Genomic DNA, 19,569 nt, shown 5'->3' on the forward strand with positions numbered 1-19,569 from the left:
GAAAGGTGTGAGCGTCCGCCCATGGGCGAGCCTCCCAGTACCCGACATCGCGCGTTCCTCCCGCCCCTGCCCGATCATGGGACGGAGGTGACCCGATGACCGAAGTGCTCCTGCTCCTCGTGGCGGTGCTGCTCTGTCTGGCCTGCGGGGTCTTCGTCGCGGCGGAGTTCTCCCTCACGACGGTCGAGCGCAGCGAGCTCGAGCGGGCCGTCGAACGCGGCGAGCGCGGCGCCGCGGGCGCCCTCAAGGCCGTCAAGAACCTCACCTTCCAGCTCTCCGGCGCCCAGCTCGGCATCACGGTCACCAACCTGGTCGTCGGCATGCTCTCCGAGCCGTCCATCGCCAAGCTGATCGCGGGCCCGCTGCGCGGCATGGGCGTGCCCGCGTCGGCCGCTTCCTCGGTGGCCCTGGTCATCGGCACGGCCCTGTCGACCGTGTTCCTGATGGTCATCGGCGAGCTGGTGCCCAAGAACTGGGCGATCTCCTCGCCGCTCGCGGTCGCCAAGCGCGTGGCGACGCCGCAGCGCCTGTTCAGCGCCGCCTTCCGGCCGTTCATCGCGCATCTGAACAACACCGCGAACCGTTCGGTGCGCCGCTTCGGCATCGAGCCCGCCGAGGAGCTGGCCTCCGCGCGCGGCCCCAAGGAGCTGGTCGCGCTGGCCCGCCACTCCGCCAAGGAGGGGGCGCTGGAGGCGGACACCGCCGAGCTGTTCGTGCGCACGCTGAACCTCGCCGACCTGACCGCGGAGAACGTCATGACGCCGCGCGTCCAGGTCATGGCCCTCGACGTGCACGCCACCTGCGAGGACGTCGCGAACGCCACGCGCGCGACCGGCCTGTCCCGCTTCCCCGTCTACCGCGGCAACCTCGACTCGGTGGTCGGCGTCGCGCACATCAAGGACGTCCTCGCCGTGCCCGCCGAGCGCAGGGCCCGCTACCCCGTGGCCGAGCTGATGCGCGAGCCGCTGCTCGTACCGGAGACGCTGACCGTCGACCGGCTGCTCGACCGGCTCTCCGGCAAGCGAACGATGGCGGTGGTCATCGACGAGTACGGCGGCACGGCGGGGGTCGCCACGCTGGAGGACATCGTCGAGGAGGTCGTCGGTGAGGTGCGGGACGAGCACGACCCGCACGAGACGGCCGACATCGCCGCCGCGGGCACCGACGACGACGGCAGGACGCTCTACTCCGCCGACGGCGCCGCGCGCACCGACCAGCTCGCGCGGGTCGGCCTGCGGGCCCCGGACGGCCCCTACGAGACGCTCGCGGGCCTGGTCGCCACCGAACTCGGCAGGATCCCTGCCGTCGGCGACGGCGTCGAGGTCGGCGGCTGGCGCCTGGACGTCGTGGACGCCTCCGGGCGACGCGCCGCGCGCGTGCTGCTGCACGCCCCCCTGACCGCGGACGAGTCCGAGGAGGATGCCCGATGATCGCCGTCCAGTTGCTGATCGGCCTCGCGACGCTCGTCGTGAACGGCTTCTTCGTGGGCGCCGAGTTCGCGCTCATCTCCGTACGCCGCAGCCAGATCGAGCCGCACGCCGAGGAGGGCGACAAGCGCGCGAAGAGCGTGATGTGGGGCCTTCAGCACGTCTCCGCGCTGCTCGCCGCCGCGCAGCTCGGCATCACCCTGTGCACCCTCGTCCTCGGCATCGTCGCGGAACCGGCCATCGCGCATCTCCTGGAGCCCGCCTTCGACGCGGCGGGCGTCCCGCACGGCCTGATCCACCCGATCTCCTTCGTGATCGCGCTGACCGTGGCGACCTATCTGCACATGCTGCTCGGCGAGATGGTCCCCAAGAACATCTCGCTGGCCGAGCCGGTGCGCACGGCGCTGCTGCTCGGTCCGCCGCTCGTGGCGGTCGCACGGGCGCTGCGCCCGGTGATCTTCGCGATCAACGCGTTCGCCAACGGGCTCCTGAAGCTGCTGCGCGTCGAGGCGAAGGACGAGGTGTCCGCGAGCTTCTCCGACGACGAGCTGGCCCGCATGGTCAAGGACTCCAGTGACGCGGGCCTCATCGACGACCGTGCGCAGGAGCGACTGCACGACGCGCTCGAACTGGGCCGCCGCCCGGTCAGGGACGTGGTGCTGCCGCTGCAGGACGTGGTCTACGCGCGCGTGGGCGTCACCCCGGAACTGCTGGAGCAGCTCTCGGCCGAGTCCGGGTTCTCGCGTTTCCCCGTCGTCGACGAGGGCCGCAGGATCGTCGGCTATCTGCACGTCAAGGACGCCCTTGACCGGTCGCCGCGCGATCTGCCGTTCCGGATCCCGGACATGCGCAAGATCGCCCAGGTCCGCGAGACGACACCGCTGGACGACGTTCTGACCGCCATGCGCGGCAGCCGGACGCACGTGGCCGCGGTGCTCGGCTCGGACGGCAGGCTCGCCGGGATGGTCACCATGGAGGACGTGCTCAGGGAGCTGTTCGGCCAGCCCGTGTGACCGATCGGCCCGTGTGGGCGAGGGGGTGTGCGGCCCGTAGGACCGAGGGGGATGCGCGGCCCGTTGTCAGGAAGCGCCGGCCGCGGTTCCGTCCGCCGCCTCGGGGGTCGCCGCCTTGCTCTTCGCCGTCGTCGGACGTTCGGTGATGCCGGGGCCCTTCGCGCCCGCCTCCGACGCGCCGACCGCCGTCAGGACCGCGAGGAGCGTCGCGAGGCCCGCCGTCGCGAAGGCGGCGCCCCACGGGACGTCGAGGAGGCTGGTCGCCCCGGCGACCAGGACGGCGGCGAGCGCCTGCGCGAAGGTGCGGATCGCACGCTCCGCGGTGGCCTTCCAGAAGGCTGCGGTCCACATGGCGGGCTCGCTCTCTCGTGACGACGGCGTGCCTATGACATACCGCCGTCCCACCGTCCTGCCCAGATCCGGCGACGTCTCGGCGGGCGGTCGCGGCGGCGGTCACGGGCGGAGAGCCGGCGGTGGCGGGCGGAGTGGCGGTCGCGGCAGGCGGAGAGGCGGCCACCCCGTGTGCCTCAGGCCGCGAGCACCCGCGACGCCCCCACCGGCAGGTCCCACGTGGCGACGGGCCGAGAGGCAGTGGTGGCGGGGCTCGTCGGGACCGGCGCCCGCTCGGACCCGGTACTCCCCGTCCGCCTCGCGCCCCGGCGGGATACGATCGCTTCCGCCATGCAGATGAATGCCAACTACACCAGTCTCGTCGCGGTGGGCGACTCCTTCACCGAAGGCATGTCGGACCTGCTGCCCGACGGGAGCTACCGCGGCTGGGCCGACCTCCTGGCCGGCCGGATGGCCGCCGAGGCGCCCGGTTTCCGCTACGCGAACCTCGCGGTGCGCGGCAAGCTGATCGGCCAGATCGTCGACGAGCAGGTGGACGTCGCGGCCGCCATGCAGCCCGACGTGATCACCCTGGTGGGCGGGCTCAACGACACGCTGCGGCCCAAGTGCGACATGGACCGTGTGCGCGGACTGCTCGACGAGGCCGTCGAGCGTCTCGCCCCCGCCTGCAAGCAGCTCGTCCTGATGCGCAGCCCCGGCCGCAACGGCCCGGTGATGCACCGCTTCCGGCCGCGCATGGAGGAGCTCTTCGCGCACATCGACGGCCTGGCCGACCGGCACGGCGCGGTGGTCGTGGACCTCTACGGCGCGGACGTGCTCGGCGACCAGCGCCTGTGGGACGTCGACCGGCTGCACCCCACGCCGGAGGGCCACCGCAGGGTCGCCGAGGCCGTCTGGCAGGCGCTCGGCTACGCGCCCGAGGACGACTGGCGCACGCCGCTGCCCGCCGCGGTGCCGCCGCGCTGGGCCGCGCGCCGCGTCGCCGACGCCCGGTTCGCCAAGCAGCACCTCCTGCCGTGGATCGGCCGCCGTCTCACGGGCCGCTCCTCGGGCGACGGCCGCCCGCCCAAGCGGCCCGAACTCCTGCCGTACGAGGGGTCGACCGAGAGGCCGTAGGAGGAGCCGCACCCGGGCCCTGCGTCCTGGCTCCTTGCCCCGGCTACTTGCCCGCGTCCTCCGCGAGGGTGTGCGCCACCAGGGCGTTGGCGTGGCCGTGTCCGATGCCGTGCTCGGTCTTCAGCCAGGCCACCAGCTCCATGTGCTTGGTCAGCGGCGAGGTGCGGATGAGGTCCTGCCAGTCGGCCACCGGCCTGCCGTACTTCTTCTCGATCGAAGGGAAGTAGCTCGCGGGGCCCTTCACGGTTTCAGTCATGGCGGCAGCATGGCACCCGCCACTGACAACGCGGCCCCGCACGCATCCGCTCACTCGCGTAGCGGACGGTCCACGCTCCGTGACATCCCCTGGACGATGCTCCAACGATCGCGCCCATACGGGCTGTAGGGACGGTCAAAGCGCAGGTCGGAGGCCAGGTAAACTCCGTGCACGTGACTGCTGCGCCTGCAAAGCCCCGTATCCCGAACGTCCTCGCCGGACGTTATGCCTCCGCCGAGCTCGCCACCCTCTGGTCGCCCGAGCAGAAGGTGAAGCTGGAGCGTCAGCTCTGGCTTGCCGTGCTGCGCGCGCAGAAGGACCTGGGGATCGAGGTTCCGGACGCCGCCATCGCCGACTACGAGCGCGTGCTCGACCAGGTCGACCTGGCCTCCATCGCCGAGCGCGAGAAGGTCACCCGGCACGACGTGAAGGCCCGCATCGAGGAGTTCAACGCCCTCGCCGGGCACGAGCACGTGCACAAGGGCATGACCTCGCGCGACCTCACCGAGAACGTCGAGCAGCTCCAGATCCGGCTCTCCCTGGAGCTCATCCGCAACCGCACCGTCGCGGTCCTCGCCCGGCTCGGCAAGCTCTCCGGTGAGTACGCCGAGCTGGTCATGGCGGGCCGCTCCCACAACGTCGCCGCCCAGGCGACCACGCTGGGCAAGCGCTTCGCGACCGGCGCGGACGAGCTCCTGGTCGCCTTCCGCCGCCTCGACGAGCTGATCGCCCGCTACCCGCTGCGCGGCATCAAGGGCCCGGTCGGCACCGCCCAGGACATGCTCGACCTGCTCGGCGGCGACGCCGCGAAGCTGGCCGACCTGGAGCAGCGCATCGCCTCGCACCTGGGCTTCGAGTCGGCGTTCACCTCGGTCGGCCAGGTCTACCCGCGCTCGCTCGACTACGACGTGGTCACCGCGCTCGTGCAGGTCGCCGCCGCGCCGTCCTCGATCGCCAAGACCGTCCGCCTGATGGCCGGGCACGAGCTGGTGACCGAGGGCTTCAAGGCGGGCCAGGTCGGCTCGTCCGCGATGCCGCACAAGATGAACACCCGCTCCTGCGAGCGCGTCAACGGCCTCACCGTCATCCTGCGCGGCTACGCCTCGATGACCGGCGAGCTGGCGGGCGACCAGTGGAACGAGGGCGACGTCTCCTGCTCCGTCGTACGCCGGGTCGCCCTGCCCGACGCGTTCTTCGCGCTCGACGGTCTCCTGGAGACCTTCCTGACGGTGCTCGACGAGTTCGGCGCCTTCCCGGCCGTCGTCGCCCGCGAGCTGGACCGCTACCTGCCCTTCCTGGCCACCACCAAGGTCCTGATGGCCTCGGTGCGGGCGGGCGTCGGCCGCGAGGAGGCCCACGAGGCCATCAAGGAGAACGCGGTCGCCTCCGCGCTCGCCATGCGCGAGCAGGGCGCCGAGCGCAACGAGCTGCTCGACAAGCTCGCCGCCGACTCGCGCATCCCGCTGGACCGCGCGCAGCTCGACGAGCTGATGGCCGACAAGCTGTCCTTCACCGGTGCCGCGGGTGACCAGGTCGCCACGGTCGTCGCGCAGATCGAGGCGCTCCTGAAGCAGCACCCCGAGGCGGCGGCGTACGCGCCGGGCGCGATCCTCTGACGGTTCTCCCACCGCATCGCCGAAGGCCCCGGGGCATGGTGCCCCGGGGCCTTCGCGCGTTCTCCCCCGCCGGGGACCGGCGTCCCTGACTACAGACCGACGTCCCTGCTGCGGAAGTCCTCCAGGGATTCGCGCCGGACGAGCAGCCTGGCGTGCCCGTCGGTGACCGCGACCACCGGCGGGCGGCCCACGAGGTTGTAGCCGGAGGCCATCGACAGGTGGTAGGCCCCGGCGACCGGGACGGCGAGCAGGTCCCCCGGTCGTACGTCCCCGGGCAGCGGCACGTCCGTCGCGAGGACGTCGCCCGCCTCGCAGTGCCGCCCCACCACGGTCACGGACGCGGCGTCGGCCGTGGAGCGCCGGCCGACCAGGCGGGGCACGTACCGCACCCCGTACAGCGCGGGCCGCGGGTTGTCGCTCATGCCGCCGTCCACGGCGACGAAGGTCCGCCCGCCGGTGCGTTTGACCGCGAGCACCCGGTAGAGCGCCACCCCGGAGGGGCCCGCGATGGCACGGCCCGGTTCCACGATGAGGTGCGGCACGGTCAGGCCCGCCGCCGCGCAGCTCTCGATCAGCTCGGCCCGCACCTTGCGGGCGAGGCAGGCGATGTCGAGGGCGTCCTCGCCGGGGCGGTAGGCGATGCCGTGGCCGCCGCCGAGGTCGAGCTCGGGCAGCGTCACGCCGTGCTGCTCCTTGATCCGGGCCATCAGCCCGACGAGCCTGCGCACCGCGGCGAGGAACGGCTTCTCCGTGGTGATCTGCGAGCCCAGGTGGCAGTGCAGGCCCACCAGTTCGAGCGCGGGCTGGCCCAGGATGCGGGCGACGGCGTGCTGCGCGGAGCCGTCCGTGATGGACAGGCCGAACTTCTGGTCGTCCGTACCCGTGCGGATCTTGGCGTGGCCGCCCGCCGCGATGCCCGGCACCACCCGGACCATCACCTTCTGCCTGCTGCCGCTCGGCACCGCGGCGGCGAGCCTGGTGATCTCCGAGGCGCTGTCGATGACGATGCGGCCGACCCCGAGCCGGAGCGCGGCCGCCAGGTCGTGCGGGCTCTTGGCGTTGCCGTGCAGCACGATGCGCTCGGCGGGGAACCCGGTGGTGACGGCGAGTTCCAGCTCGCCCGCGGAGCAGACGTCGAGGCCGAGGCCCTCCTCGTCCATCCAGTGCGCCATGGCGCGGCACAGGAACGCCTTGGCGGCGTAGAGGACTTCGGCCTCGGGGAAGGCGCGCAGATAGCCGCGGCAGCGCGCCCGCACCTCGCCCTCGTCCAGGAGGTAGGCGGGGGTGCCGAAGCGGTCGGCGACCTCGGTGAGCGGTACGCCACCCACGGCGATGTCACCGTGCGCCAGGGGCGCGGTGGAGGCGGGCCAGACGGAGAGCTCCTCGTCGGACGGGTACGCGGTCCCGGAGGCGTCGGGTGCCGTCTCGACGGGGGGTGCGGGCGCCGTCCGCGGAGAAGGAGCGGGGGCCGTCTGGAGAGGGAGCGTGGGGGCCGCCGCTTCGGTCCGCGCCGATGGAGCCGACGGCGTCGTCGCCGGGCCGGGGGACGGGAAGGGGGGTACGTGCAGGGTGGTCATGACAGGTCTCTTTTCGCCTCTCGCCTCGTCCTCAGCCGATCCACTGCGTCAGCGCGCCCACCAGGCCCGCCGCGCAGGTGACGCGCAGGGCGCCCACCGCCTGTGGGTCCCAGTCCCGCCAGGCGGCGGCGTACCGCTCACCGGGGCGCAGCGGCGGGGGTCCGACGGGGTGCGCGGCCAGCCGGGGATCGACGGTCACGCCGCCGACGCCGAGCGGGTGGACGAGTGCCCGCAGGGCCGGTTCGGAAAGCCTGATCCACGGCTGCGTGCCGCCGAGGGCGGCGCCGAGGCGCTCCTTGCTGGTGAAGGCGACGGCGGTGCGGCCGCCGACGGGTGTACGGAACAGGCGGGCCACACAGCCCGCGGGTCCCGGCCGGACAGGGACGAACAGCGGCCCGGCCGGGCCCGGTTCACAGGGCTCGGGGTCCTCGCCGTACAGGAGCTCCGTCATGGGTTCCTCCGATGGAGACAGCTGCGCCCTCGCGCAGTCGGACACCGCGGGCCCGTTCGGCTTCCCGCGGCATACGGTGACGTTATGCCCGGCACGAGCTGCCAACCGACCCTCCATGACGCGACGTTGACGCAACGGCCCGCCGCCCTGACGCGATGCTGTCGCCCGTGCCCTTCGACCGTCAGTGCTGTGTCAAAAGCCGGTGCCGCGCTCTTGAGCTGCGGCCTCCCGCCCAGTTGGATGACGGACGGGACGGGAACCCGCTGACGCCCACGCGGGCCGGCCGTCCACGGGCCTGCCGGTGTCACGCCCGGTTCACTCGAAGGTCTCACTCCGGAGGACCCCATGCTTCAGCTTCCCCAGCAGCCGCTGCCCGCCGTGCACCGCTGGTTCGGCGCGGGGGAACCCGGGACCGCCACCCTGCCCGAGCACGTCGCGACGACCGGCGTCGGCGACTGGTGGGCGGATCACGCCCTGACCCCGCGGGTCGCCGCCGTCTCCTGTGCGGGCCACGTGCTGCTCGGCGGCGATCCGCACAGCCTCACCCCGGGCCTGCTCGCGCCGTTCGCGCGCAGCCGCGTGGAGGCTCCGGTGCGTTTCCTGCCGGTGCTCGGCGCCGCGTTCGACCGCCTCGTACCGGTGGAGCGCATGGTCTACGTCCACCGCGAGCCGGTGGCCGCGCCGCGCCCGCCGCGCGGGGTGATCGTGCGCCGTCTGGCGCCCCGCGACGCCGACGCGCTCACCGAACTCACCTCGCTCACCGACGACTCGGCCTGGATCCACCACAGTTGGGGCGGGCCTTCGGGGCTCGCGGCCTCGGGGCACGGCTGGGCCGCGTTCGACCGTGCGGGCCGGGTCGCGGCGGTGGCCTGCGGATACTTCGTCGGCGACGCGTACGAGGACGTCGCCGTGCTCACCGCGCCCGAGCGCCGCAGGGAGCGGCTCGCGCTGGCCTGTGTGACGGCGCTGTGCGCGGACGTCACCGCGCGCGGGCGCACCGCGAGCTGGTCCTGCGGGCGCGACAACCGGCCGAGCCGGCTGCTCGCCTGGACGGCCGGGTTCCGGCTGCACCGGGAGTACGTCCAGTACGCCACCGGGGATTACGCCGTTCGGCCGACCCGGCTGCCCCGGCCGGCCTCGCACGCCTCGGTGTGATCCCGCGACTCTCAAGGCCCCCTCAAGGTCCCGGAACGTCGTCGACGCCCCCGTCACCGCATGACCCTCTGGGGCGAAATGTGCCGATGGGTGCCCGCGGCAAGCAATAGCCGTCCGCCCGTTCGAGATCAAGGGAGTTCAGAAGAGGGCAAGGTCACAGCCTCTTTTGGCACCGCGTGCCAGGGGTTGGGTCCTAGCATCGGGGCATGACGGTCCTGCCTGACGACGGGCTTTCCCTGGCCGCCGAGTTCCCTGATGCGACCCATGAGCAGTGGCAGCGCCTGGTGGAAGGCGTGCTGCGCAAGTCGGGTAAGGACGTATCGGGCACGGCCGCCGAGGAAGCGCTGTCCACCGCACTCGAGGACGGGCTCATCACCCGCCCCCTGTACACCTCCCACGACGCCGCGCCCGATGTGGGCCACCCCGGCTTCACCCCCTTCGTACGGGGCGGCACGGCCGGCGGCAACGCGGCCACGGGCTGGGACGTGCGGCAGCGGCACGCGGGCACCGACCCCGCCCGCACCAACGAGGCCGTACTCGGTGACCTGGAGAACGGCGTCACCTCGCTCTGGCTGAGTGTCGGCGCGCGCGGCATCCCGGTCTCCGGTCTGGCACGGGCCCTCGACGGCGTCTTCCTCGACCTCGCGCCCATCGCGCTGGACGCGGGCGCCGAATTCGACGCCGCCGCCCACGAGTTGCTCCGTCTGTACGAGGCCGCGGGCGTGTCCAAGGGGGCCGCGCACGGCAACCTCGGCGCCGATGTCGTCGGCCACGAGGCGCGCACGGGTGAGGAGTTGGACCCGGCGGCCGCGACGGAGCTGGCCAAGCTCTGCGGCCGCGAGTACCCGGGGCTGCGGGCCCTCGTCGTGGACGCGCTGCCCTACCACGAGGCCGGCGGTTCCGCCGCACAGGAGCTGGGCGCCTCGCTCGCCACCGGCGTCGCCCATCTGCGCGACCTGACCGCCGCGGGGCTCTCGGTCGAAGAGGCCTGCGCACAGCTGGAGTTCCGCTACGCGGCGACCGCCGACCAGTTCCTCTCCATCGCCAAGTTGCGTGCGGCGCGCCGCCTTTGGGCGCGGGTCGCCGAGGCGTGCGGCGCCGCGTCAGCCGGTGCCCAGCGCCAGCACGCGGTGACCTCGCCGGTGATGATGACCCGCCGCGACCCGTGGGTGAACATGCTGCGCACGACGGTGGCCTGTCTGAGCGCGGGGGTCGGCGGCGCCGATTCCGTGACCGTCCTGCCGTTCGACCATTCGCTGGGCCTGCCCGACGCCTTCGCGCGCCGCATCGCCCGCAACACCTCGACGATCCTGATCGACGAGTCGCATCTGGCCCGGGTGATCGACCCCGCGGGCGGCTCCTGGTACGTGGAGCGCCTCACCGACGAACTGGCCCACGCGGGCTGGGAGTTCTTCCAGGAGATCGAGCGCGCGGGCGGCCAGCGGGCGGCCCTGCGCTCCGGTCTCGTCGGCGACCGCCTCGCCGCCACCTGGGCGGAGCGCGGCAAGAAGCTCGCCAAGCGGCGCGAACCGATCACCGGCATCAGCGAGTTCCCGCAGCTGACGGAACGCGCCGTGGAGCGCGAGCCGGCCCCGGAGGCGCCCACCGGCGGCCTGCCCCGGGTGCGCCGCGACGAGGCGTACGAAGAGCTGCGCGCCCGGTCCGACGCGCACCTGACGAAGACCGGCACCCGGCCCCGCGTGTTCCTCGCCGCGCTCGGCCCGGCCGCCGCGCACACCGCGCGGGCGACGTTCGCCGCGAACCTCTTCCAGGCGGGCGGCGTCGAGGCCGTGCACGATCCCGCGACGGTGGACCCGGAGTCGGCCGCCGAGGCCTTCCGGGCCAGCGGCGCGGCGGTCGCGTGCCTGTGTTCGAGCGACGCGCTCTACGCCGAGCAGGCCGAAGCGGTCGCGCGGGCCCTCAAGTCGGCGGGCGCCGAGCGGGTGTTCCTCGCCGGGCGCGGTGAGTACGCCGACGTCGACGCATACGTCTTCGCGGGCTGCGACGCCGTGGCCGTGCTCTCCTCCACCCTCGACCGCATGGGAGTGGCGTAATGCGGATCCCCGACTTCTCCTCCATCGACCTGACGCCGGGCGACGGCGCCGCGGGCTCGCACGAGCAGTGGCGCACCGCCGTCAAGGAGTCCACCGGCAGGTCCGAGAGCGATCTGCTCTGGGAGACGCCCGAGGGGATCGCGGTCAAGCCGCTGTACACCGGGGCCGATCTGGAGGGCCTGGACTTCCTCGGCACGTACCCGGGCGTGGCGCCGTACCTGCGCGGCCCCTACCCGACGATGTACGTCAACCAGCCCTGGACGATCCGGCAGTACGCGGGCTTCTCCACCGCCGAGGAGTCCAACGCCTTCTACCGGCGCAACCTCGCCGCCGGACAGAAGGGCCTCTCCGTCGCCTTCGACCTGCCCACGCACCGCGGTTACGACAGTGACCACCCGCGGGTGACCGGCGACGTCGGCATGGCGGGCGTCGCCATCGACTCCATCTACGACATGCGGCAGCTCTTCGACGGCATCCCGCTGGACAAGATGACCGTGTCGATGACGATGAACGGCGCGGTGCTCCCCATCCTCGCGCTCTACATCGTGGCGGCCGAGGAACAGGGCGTAGCGCCCGAGAAGCTGGCCGGGACCATCCAGAACGACATCCTCAAAGAGTTCATGGTCCGCAACACCTACATCTATCCGCCGAAGCCCTCGATGCGGATCATCTCCGACATCTTCGCGTACACCTCGCAGAAGATGCCGCGCTACAACTCCATCTCGATCTCCGGCTACCACATCCAGGAGGCGGGCGCGACGGCCGACCTGGAGCTCGCGTACACCCTCGCCGACGGCGTGGAGTACCTGCGGGCCGGGCAGCAGGCCGGGCTCGACGTGGACGCGTTCGCGCCGCGCCTGTCGTTCTTCTGGGCGATCGGGATGAACTTCTTCATGGAGGTCGCCAAGCTCCGCGCGGCGCGCCTGCTGTGGGCGAAGCTCGTCAAGCAGTTCGACCCGCAGAACGCCAAGTCGCTCTCGCTGCGCACCCATTCGCAGACCTCGGGCTGGTCGCTGACCGCGCAGGACGTGTTCAACAACGTCACCCGCACCTGTGTCGAGGCGATGGCCGCCACCCAGGGCCACACCCAGTCGCTGCACACCAACGCCCTGGACGAGGCGCTCGCGCTGCCCACCGACTTCTCCGCGCGCATCGCCCGCAACACCCAGCTCCTGATCCAGCAGGAGTCGGGCACCACGCGCTCGATCGACCCGTGGGGCGGCAGCGCCTACGTCGAGAAGCTGACGTACGACCTGGCACGCCGCGCCTGGCAGCACATCGAGGAGGTCGAGGCGGCGGGCGGCATGGCGCAGGCCATCGACGCAGGCATCCCCAAGCTGCGCGTGGAGGAGGCCGCCGCTCGTACGCAGGCACGGATCGACTCCGGTCGCCAGCCGGTCATCGGCGTCAACAAGTACCGGGTGGACAGCGACGAGCAGATCGAGGTCCGCGCGGTCGACAACTCCTCGGTGCGGGCCCAGCAGATCGCCAAGCTGCGGCGGCTGCGCGAGGAACGCGACGAGAACACCTGTCAGGACGCCCTGCGCGCGCTCACCTCGGCCGCCGAGCGCGGTTCGGGCCCCGGCCTGGAGGGCAACCTGCTGGCGCTCGCCGTCGACGCGGCCCGCGCCAAGGCCACCGTCGGTGAGATCTCCGACGCACTGGAGAAGGTGTACGGGCGGCACGCGGGCCAGATCCGTACGATCTCCGGTGTGTACCGCACCGAAGCAGGCCAGTCGCCGTCCGTCGAGCGCACCCGCGCCCTGGTGGACTCCTTCGAGGAGTCCGAGGGCCGCAGGCCCCGCATCCTGGTGGCCAAGATGGGCCAGGACGGTCACGACCGCGGCCAGAAGGTGATCGCCACCGCCTTCGCCGACCTGGGCTTCGACGTGGACGTCGGCCCGCTGTTCCAGACCCCCGCGGAGGTCGCCCGGCAGGCGGTCGAGGCGGACGTGCACATCGTCGGGGTCTCCTCGCTGGCGGCGGGGCACCTCACCCTCGTCCCCGCGCTGCGCGAGGAGCTCGCCGCCGAGGGCCGCGAGGACATCATGATCGTGGTGGGCGGGGTGATCCCCCCGCAGGACATCGAGGCGCTCCACGAGGCGGGTGCCACGGCGGTCTTCCCGCCCGGCACGGTCATCCCCGACGCCGCGTTCGACCTGGTGAACCGTCTGGCGGCCGATCTCGGCCACGAACTGTGAGTCGGTGAGTTCCTCAATCCCATGCCTGTGACGATCGACATCGACACGTATGTGAAGGGCGTCCTCGACGGGAAGCGCGCGTTCGTCGCGCGCGCCATCACCCTCGTCGAGTCGACCCGGCCGCAGCACAGGGAACTGGCGCAGCGGCTCCTCACCGAGCTGCTGCCGCACAGCGGGCGGGCGCGCAGGATCGGCATCAGCGGGGTGCCCGGCGTGGGCAAGTCCACGTTCATCGACGCGCTCGGCACGATGCTCACCGCGCTCGGGCACCGGGTCGCGGTGCTCGCCGTCGACCCGTCGTCCACCCGCACGGGCGGTTCCATCCTGGGCGACAAGACCAGGATGGAGCGGCTCTCCCTCGACCCGGCCGCCTTCGTGCGGCCCTCGCCTTCGGCGGGAACGCTCGGCGGTGTCGCCAAGGCGACGCGCGAGTCGATCGTGGTGATGGAGGCCGCGGGGTACGACGTGGTGCTCGTGGAGACCGTGGGCGTCGGCCAGTCGGAGACGGCCGTCGCGAACATGGTCGACACCTTCCTGCTGCTCACCCTCGCGCGCACGGGCGACCAGTTGCAGGGCATCAAGAAGGGTGTCCTGGAGCTGGCGGACGTGATCGCCGTGAACAAGGCGGACGGGCCGCACGAGCGGGACGCGCGCTCGGCGGCGCGTGAACTGGCGGGCGCGCTACGCCTGATGCACCCTGCTGATGCCGCGTGGACCCCGCCCGTGCTGACGTGCAGTGCCCGCGAGTCGAGCGGCCTCGACACCCTCTGGGAGCGGATCGAGCAGCACCGGGCGCTGCTCGACTCCACGGGCCGCCTGGCCGCCAAGCGCCGTGACCAGCAGGTCGACTGGACCTGGGCGATGGTCCGTGACGAACTGCTCGGCAGGCTGCTCGGGCACGCGGAGGTGCGGCGGGTGACGCCGGAGCTGGAACAGCGGGTCCGCGAGGGCACGTTGACGGCGACGTCGGCCGCCGAGCGGATCCTCGACGCGTTCCAGAGCGACCGCCCCTGACCAGGTCCCCATCGGCACGCCTCACAGGAACGCCCCATAGGAACGGAGCCACCCGCACCATGAACGCCACTTCCGGCGAAGCCCCCGTCCTGCTGCGCCGCGAGGGCCGCGCCGGGCACATCGTCCTGAACCGGCCTCGAGCCATCAACGCGCTCAACCACGAGATGGTCGGCCTGGTCGACGAGGCCCTGACCGCGTGGGAGCGGGACGACTCGGTCACCACCGTGGTGCTCACCGGCGCCGGTGAGCGCGGGCTGTGCGCGGGCGGCGACATCCGGTCCATCCATGACGACGTCAGGGCGGGCGGCAGCGCGGCGTCGGCCGCGTTCTGGCACGACGAGTACCGGCTCAACGCCCGGATCGCTCGCTACCCCAAGCCGTACGTCGCGGTGATGGACGGGATCGTGATGGGCGGCGGGGTCGGCGTCTCCGCGCACGGCGACGTCCGCATCGTCACCGAGCGCTCCCGGGTGGCCATGCCGGAGACCGGCATCGGCTTCGTGCCGGACGTGGGCGGCACCTATCTGCTGACGCGCACGCCCGGTGAGCTGGGCACGCATCTGGCGCTGACCGGCTCGGCCGTGGGCGCGGGCGACGCGCTGCTGTGCGGGCTCGCCGACCACTACGTGCCGTCGGAGCGCCTCGGCGAGTTCACCGCGGCCCTCGCGGACACCGCGCCCGCCGACGCCGTACGGCAGTTTGCGACGGCAGCCCCTGAGGGCGAACTGGCCGCGCACCGCGAGTGGATCGACCCCTGCTACGCGGCCGACTCCGTCGAGGAGATCGTCGACCGGCTGCACGCCTTCGGCGACCGGCACGCGAAGGAGGCAGCGGAGACGATCCTGGCGAAGTCTCCGACCTCCCTGAAGGTCACCCTCGCCGCCCTGCGCAAGGCACGTGAACTGCCGTCCCTGGAGGCCGTGCTCGCGCAGGAGTACCGCGTGTCCTGTGCCGCGCTCGCCTCGCCCGACCTGCCCGAGGGTATCCGCGCCCAGGTCGTCGACAAGGACCGCTCTCCGCGCTGGTCCCCCGCGGAGCTCTCCCAGGTGACGGAGGCGGACGTGGCCCGCTTCTTCGAGGAGCCCGGGGCGGTCACGCAGGCCTGACCGGCCCTCACGGCGGGTCGGTCTCGGTGACCACCGCGAGCAGTTGGAACGGCTGCTCCTTGTCCCACTGCGAGACGCCGAGGGCTATCCAGCGCCCTTCGACCCGCCACAGATGGAGATCCGGCACCGACGCGCTCAGCTGCGCCCACGGCTCCGGTATCTCCTCGTCCGCTCCCCCGTCCGCCAGATCTCCGAAGTCCGTGTCCACGACACGCTCGAAGAGGCTCTGGAGGCTGAACGTCTGGGGCGGTCCCCACCGGTCGGCGAGGAGCACCGCGAGGCCGTCGCGCTCGGCCTCGTACTGATCCTCGGTGGCCTCCCAGCGCGTGCCGTCGTCGTCCCAGAAGGGATCGCTCGTCAGTAACTCCGCTATGTGGTACCCGGGACCCTGTGAGCCGCGCTCCGACCTGCCGTGCACCACGGGGAATTCCCGGGCACGCAGCAGGTCGATCGCGGCGAGATGCTCTGCGGTACTCATGACTCCCAGTAAAGCGGGCGCCACTGACAATCGGTCACGCGTCCCTGCGCCGCACCGCCCACCAGCCGGCGAGCAGCGCGGCGGCCGCCCAGGCCGCCGTCACCGCGAGTCCGGTCCAGGGGCCGAGGGTTCCCGCCGGGTTCTCGTGCAGCACCTGCTGGCCCGCCTTGTCCGGCAGGAAGCTCGCGGCTCCGCTCGCCACGTCGCCCACCACGAAGGAGACGATCAGCGTGAAGGGGATGAGGATGCTCAGGACGGCGACTCCGCTGCGCAGCACGGCGGTGAGGCCCGCCGCGAGGAGCGCCATCAGCGCCAGGTAGATGCCTCCGCCGACGCAGGCGCGCAGCGCGCCGGGGTGGCCGAGCCCGATGGCGTACTCACCGAGGAACGCCTGGCCGACCAGGAAGGTGCCGAAGCTCGCCGCGATCCCCGCGAGCAGGGCGAGGCCGCCGACGACCGCCATCTTGGCGCCGTAGAACAGCCCGCGGCGCGGTACGGCGGCCAGTGAGATCCGCAGGGCTCCGGCGGTGTACTCCGAGGACACGGCGGTGGTGCCGAAGCTGATGGCGGCGATCTGCCCGAAGTTGAAGGCGTAGAAGGCGCCGAACAGCGGCTCGGCGTCGGCGTTGTCCGCCTCGGCCTTGCCCACGGTGGCGAACACCAGTGCCGTGATGGCGACGCTGACCAGGAACACGGCGAGCAGCGAACCGATGCTGGACCGCAAGGACTTGATCTTGAGCCACTCGGCGTGGGCGACGGGAAGTGCGGCGGTGTTCGCCATGGTCAGGCCTCCTGACGGGTCGTGGGTGCGGTGGCCGCGAACTGCGTCTCGTCGGCCGTGAGAGCGAGGTAGGCCTGCTCCAGGGACGCCTGCTCGTCGGCGAGTTCGAGGACGGGGATCCCGGCTCGCGCGGCGACGGCGCCGACCTCCTCGGCCCTGGCCCCTTCGACCGTCCACCTGCCGTCCTGCGCCGCCCCCAGGACGTACCCCTGGCCCGACAGGACGCCGCGCAGCGCGTCGGGGTCCGTGGTGCGCACCCGGACGCGCGGGCGGCTGTGTCCCTCGATGAACTCCCGCATCGGGGTGTCGGCGAGGAGCCTTCCCCTGCCGAGGACGACGAGGTGGTCGGCGAAGGTGGCGGTCTCGTTCATGAGGTGGCTGGAGACCAGGACCGTGCGTCCCTCCGCCGCCAGGCGCCGCATCAACTCGCGGATCCAGATGATGCCTTCGGGGTCGAGGCCGTTGGACGGCTCGTCGAGCATCACCACGCCGGGGTCGCCGAGGAGTGCGGCCGCGATGCCCAGGCGCTGGCGCATGCCGAGCGAGAACGTCTTGATCCTGCGACCGGCCACGGACGTGAGCCCGGCCTCGTCGAGGACCTCGTCGACGCGCCGCGCGGGGAGGCGGTTGCTGACGGCGAGCGCGATCAGATGGCTGCGGGCGGTGCGCGATCCGTGCGCCGCCTGGGCGTCGAGGAGCGCGCCGACGTGGCGCAGCGGGTCCGCCAGGGCGGCGTAGGCGTGACCGCCGATGGTGGCCGTGCCCGAGGTGGGGCGGTCCAGGCCGAGGACGAGGCGCATGGTGGTGGACTTTCCGGCGCCGTTGGGGCCGAGGAATCCGGTGACCCGGCCGGGGCGGACGCTGAACGTGAGGGCGTCCACCGCCCGGGTCGTGCCGTACTCCTTGGTGAGGTCTTGGACGTCGATGCTGGTCATGGGCATCAGCCTCGCCGCGAAGGCCCTTCCCGGTCTTCCCCCGCCCGGGGAGGTCGTCTCCCCCTCATGGGGGAGCCGGGCCGCGCGACGCGCCTGGCAGGATGTCGCCATGCCCGGCTTCCTGAGACCCCTGACGCAGGCGGTCACCTATACGCGGTGTCTGCACATCCTGTTGGGCTCGGCCGTGGCCTGGGTCTCCGCCTCCGTCTATCCGGGCCTCGCGAGCCCCACGCGCGGCGGCTGGCTGGCGATCCTGACCCTTCCCGTCCCGCTGATGGTGCTTGCCGCCATGGTGCCCGCAATGCGGCGGGCGGAGGGGCTCCAGGCCCGGATGATGCTGTTGCCGGGTCCGCACGCGCGCGTGAAGGGCGAGGACGGGGAACCGGGCATCTCCGTGGCCCCGTCCGTCTCCTGGCGCGACCGGGGCAGGACCGCGCTGTGGCTGGTGCTGCGCCTGGAGGTCGGCTGCGGCGTGGTGCTCGGGATCGGGCAGCTCATCGGGCTCTCCTTCGCGATGCTGGGCGCCATCGACGAACCACCGGAGACCGACGGGCTGCTCCTCGCGGCCCCCTCCGCGGGCTGGGCCAATCTGCCCCTGAGTCTCGTCCCCGCCCTGGCGGCCCTGGCCTTGACCGTGGTGTCGGGCCGGTTCATGACCCTGGCGGCGCGCCGCCTGCTGGGCCCCTCCCCCGCGGAGCGTCTCGCCGTCCTGGAGGAGCGCACCGAGCAGCTCCTCGAACGCAATCGCATCGCGCGCGAGCTGCACGACTCCATCGGACACGCGCTGACCGTCGCCGTCGTCCAGGCGGGCGCGGCGCGGGCGGCCGCCGACCCCGAGTTCACCGACCGCGCCCTGGAGGCCGTCGAGGAGACGGGCAGGGCCGCGCTCGAAGACCTGGAGCGGGTCCTGCGCGTGCTGCGCGAGGACGAGAAGCCGGCGAGCGCGCGCCCCACCCTCACCGACGCCGAACGCCTCCTCGACTCGGCACGCGCATCGGGGGCGAAGGTCGACGTCGAGGTGACGGGCCCGGTGGAGCGCCTGCCGGGACCGGTCTCCCGGGAGGGCTACCGCATGCTCCAGGAGGCCCTGACGAACGTGCTGCGCCACTCGGGCCCGGTCCCCGTGCGCCTGCGCATAGCGGTCGACGACGCCCGCCTGGTGATGAGCGTGCGCAACGCGCTGCCCCGGCAGACCACGGCGACGGGGCGCGGCGGCAGCGGGCTGCGCGGGATCCGCGAGCGCGCCACCCTCCTCGGCGGCCGGGCGACCACCGGACCCGACGAAGGTGAATGGCAGGTGCACGTCGAGCTGCCCCTGCGGTGATCTAGGCTGACCGGATGCCGGTCTCAGTGCTCCTGGTCGACGACGAACCCCTCGTACGCGCGGGGCTGCGCGCCGTCCTCTCGGCACAGCCCGACATCGAGGTGGTCGGCGAGGCGGCGGACGGCGCCGCGGTGATCCCCCTTGTCCGCGAGCTGCGGCCCGACGTGGTCGCGATGGACGTACGCATGCCGCTGCTCGACGGCATCGAGGCCACCCGAGCCGTCCTGCGCACGGTCAAGGACCCGCCGAAGATCCTGGTGATCACGACCTTCGAGAACGACGAGTACGTCTACGAGGCGCTGCGCGCGGGAGCCGACGGGTTCCTCCTGAAGCGCGCCAGGCCCGCCGAGATCGTGCACGCCGTCCGTCTCGTCGCCGAGGGCGAGTCGCTGCTCTTTCCCGCGGCGGTGCGTCAGCTGGCGGGCGAGTACGGCGCGGAGCGGGGCAATCCGCAGGCCAGGGCCGTGCTGGACAGGGCGGCCCTGACCGAACGCGAGGCGGAGGTGCTGCGGCTGATGGCCCGCGGCCTCTCGAACGCCGAGATCGCCTCCGGTCTGGTCGTCGGCACGGAGACGGTCAAGTCCCATGTCAGCTCCGTCCTCGCCAAGCTGGGGGCACGGGACAGGACGCAGGCGGTCATCACCGCCTACGAGTCCGGATTCGTCGCGCCCGGATGAGGGCCGCGCGGCGCGTCGGGCCGAGACCGGCGCACAG

At 72.7% G+C, this 19,569-nt stretch carries 18 protein-coding genes; 11 read left to right on the top strand and 7 right to left on the bottom strand.

The window, feature by feature from the left end; genetic code table 11:
* Positions 1-95: 95 nt before the first annotated feature.
* Both ACIO9J_RS01390 and ACIO9J_RS01395 read left to right on the top strand, forming a co-directional pair.
* Entirely contained in the window at positions 96-1,430 is a 1,335-nt protein-coding gene (locus ACIO9J_RS01390) for a hemolysin family protein (protein ID WP_401990672.1), read from the top strand.
* A complete protein-coding gene (locus ACIO9J_RS01395; RefSeq protein ID WP_401990674.1) occupies positions 1,427-2,440 on the top strand; it encodes a hemolysin family protein in 1,014 nt (337 codons plus the stop codon). Before ACIO9J_RS01390 ends, ACIO9J_RS01395 begins: the two co-directional genes overlap by 4 nt.
* 66 nt (positions 2,441-2,506) lie before the next feature.
* Here ACIO9J_RS01395 and ACIO9J_RS01400 read toward each other — a convergent pair whose 3' ends face one another.
* Entirely contained in the window at positions 2,507-2,791 is a 285-nt protein-coding gene (locus ACIO9J_RS01400) for a holin (protein ID WP_401990677.1), read from the bottom strand.
* Between the two features lie 330 nt (positions 2,792-3,121).
* Between ACIO9J_RS01400 and ACIO9J_RS01405 the strand changes: the two genes are divergently transcribed.
* Positions 3,122-3,907: an SGNH/GDSL hydrolase family protein gene (locus ACIO9J_RS01405; protein WP_401990680.1), complete on the top strand. Its 786-nt coding sequence runs from the start codon at positions 3,122-3,124 to the stop codon at positions 3,905-3,907.
* A 43-nt stretch (positions 3,908-3,950) separates the two neighbouring features.
* On the opposite strand, the gene ACIO9J_RS01410 is transcribed toward ACIO9J_RS01405, so the two are convergent.
* On the bottom strand, positions 3,951-4,163 hold the full coding sequence (locus tag ACIO9J_RS01410; RefSeq protein WP_401990683.1) for a DUF4287 domain-containing protein: 213 nt from the start codon (positions 4,161-4,163) through the stop codon (positions 3,951-3,953).
* A gap of 173 nt (positions 4,164-4,336) precedes the next feature.
* On the opposite strand from ACIO9J_RS01410, the gene purB reads away from it, so the two are divergent.
* The gene (gene purB, locus ACIO9J_RS01415) at positions 4,337-5,779 is read left to right on the top strand and encodes an adenylosuccinate lyase (RefSeq protein ID WP_401990686.1); all 1,443 of its coding nucleotides are present in this window, start codon (positions 4,337-4,339) and stop codon (positions 5,777-5,779) included.
* Positions 5,780-5,868: 89 nt separating this feature from the next.
* On the opposite strand, the gene lysA is transcribed toward purB, so the two are convergent.
* Entirely contained in the window at positions 5,869-7,356 is a 1,488-nt protein-coding gene (lysA, locus tag ACIO9J_RS01420; RefSeq protein ID WP_401990689.1) for a diaminopimelate decarboxylase, read from the bottom strand.
* 31 nt (positions 7,357-7,387) lie between these two features.
* Positions 7,388-7,807 carry an SAV_915 family protein gene (locus ACIO9J_RS01425; protein WP_401990692.1) on the bottom strand — a complete coding sequence of 140 codons (420 nt, stop codon included), beginning with the start codon at positions 7,805-7,807 and terminating at the stop codon, positions 7,388-7,390.
* Between the two features lie 345 nt (positions 7,808-8,152).
* Here ACIO9J_RS01425 and ACIO9J_RS01430 point away from each other — a divergent pair, with 345 nt between their 5' ends.
* The 5 genes from ACIO9J_RS01430 (at position 8,153) to ACIO9J_RS01450 (ending at position 15,337) form a co-directional block, all read left to right on the top strand.
* Positions 8,153-8,962: a GNAT family N-acetyltransferase gene (locus tag ACIO9J_RS01430; protein WP_401990695.1), complete on the top strand. Its 810-nt coding sequence runs from the start codon at positions 8,153-8,155 to the stop codon at positions 8,960-8,962.
* Between the two features lie 206 nt (positions 8,963-9,168).
* Positions 9,169-11,016, top strand: coding sequence for a methylmalonyl-CoA mutase family protein (locus tag ACIO9J_RS01435; RefSeq protein WP_401990697.1), 1,848 nt, complete (start codon positions 9,169-9,171; stop codon positions 11,014-11,016).
* Positions 11,016-13,217, top strand: coding sequence for a methylmalonyl-CoA mutase (gene scpA, locus ACIO9J_RS01440; protein WP_401990700.1), 2,202 nt, complete (start codon positions 11,016-11,018; stop codon positions 13,215-13,217). The genes ACIO9J_RS01435 and scpA overlap by 1 nt, the downstream gene beginning before the upstream one ends.
* Positions 13,218-13,238: 21 nt before the next feature.
* A complete protein-coding gene (meaB, locus tag ACIO9J_RS01445) occupies positions 13,239-14,231 on the top strand; it encodes a methylmalonyl Co-A mutase-associated GTPase MeaB (protein ID WP_401990703.1) in 993 nt (330 codons plus the stop codon).
* 59 nt (positions 14,232-14,290) lie between these two features.
* Positions 14,291-15,337 (top strand): enoyl-CoA hydratase/isomerase family protein, encoded by a 1,047-nt coding sequence (locus ACIO9J_RS01450; RefSeq protein ID WP_401990706.1) that lies wholly within the window; start codon positions 14,291-14,293, stop codon positions 15,335-15,337.
* A 7-nt stretch (positions 15,338-15,344) separates the two neighbouring features.
* Here the strand turns inward: ACIO9J_RS01450 and ACIO9J_RS01455 are convergent, their stop codons facing one another.
* Genes ACIO9J_RS01455 through ACIO9J_RS01465 form a run of 3 tightly spaced genes read right to left on the bottom strand, consistent with a single transcriptional unit; the run spans position 15,345 to position 17,531 of the window.
* A complete protein-coding gene (locus ACIO9J_RS01455) occupies positions 15,345-15,815 on the bottom strand; it encodes a hypothetical protein (protein WP_401990708.1) in 471 nt (156 codons plus the stop codon).
* Positions 15,816-15,849: 34 nt separating this feature from the next.
* Positions 15,850-16,596: an ABC transporter permease gene (locus ACIO9J_RS01460; RefSeq protein WP_401990711.1), complete on the bottom strand. Its 747-nt coding sequence runs from the start codon at positions 16,594-16,596 to the stop codon at positions 15,850-15,852.
* Between the two features lie 2 nt (positions 16,597-16,598).
* Positions 16,599-17,531 (bottom strand): ATP-binding cassette domain-containing protein, encoded by a 933-nt coding sequence (locus tag ACIO9J_RS01465; protein ID WP_401990714.1) that lies wholly within the window; start codon positions 17,529-17,531, stop codon positions 16,599-16,601.
* A 109-nt stretch (positions 17,532-17,640) separates the two neighbouring features.
* Between ACIO9J_RS01465 and ACIO9J_RS01470 the strand changes: the two genes are divergently transcribed.
* Positions 17,641-18,855, top strand: a complete 1,215-nt coding sequence (locus ACIO9J_RS01470) for a sensor histidine kinase (protein ID WP_401990717.1) — start codon at positions 17,641-17,643, stop codon at positions 18,853-18,855.
* A 14-nt stretch (positions 18,856-18,869) separates the two neighbouring features.
* Positions 18,870-19,532 carry a response regulator gene (locus tag ACIO9J_RS01475; protein ID WP_401990719.1) on the top strand — a complete coding sequence of 221 codons (663 nt, stop codon included), beginning with the start codon at positions 18,870-18,872 and terminating at the stop codon, positions 19,530-19,532.
* Positions 19,533-19,569: the final 37 nt, after the last annotated feature.

It is taken from the genome of Streptomyces sp. NPDC087300, from assembly GCF_044744425.1.
In the GTDB taxonomy this organism is placed as follows: Bacteria; Actinomycetota; Actinomycetes; order Streptomycetales; family Streptomycetaceae; genus Streptomyces.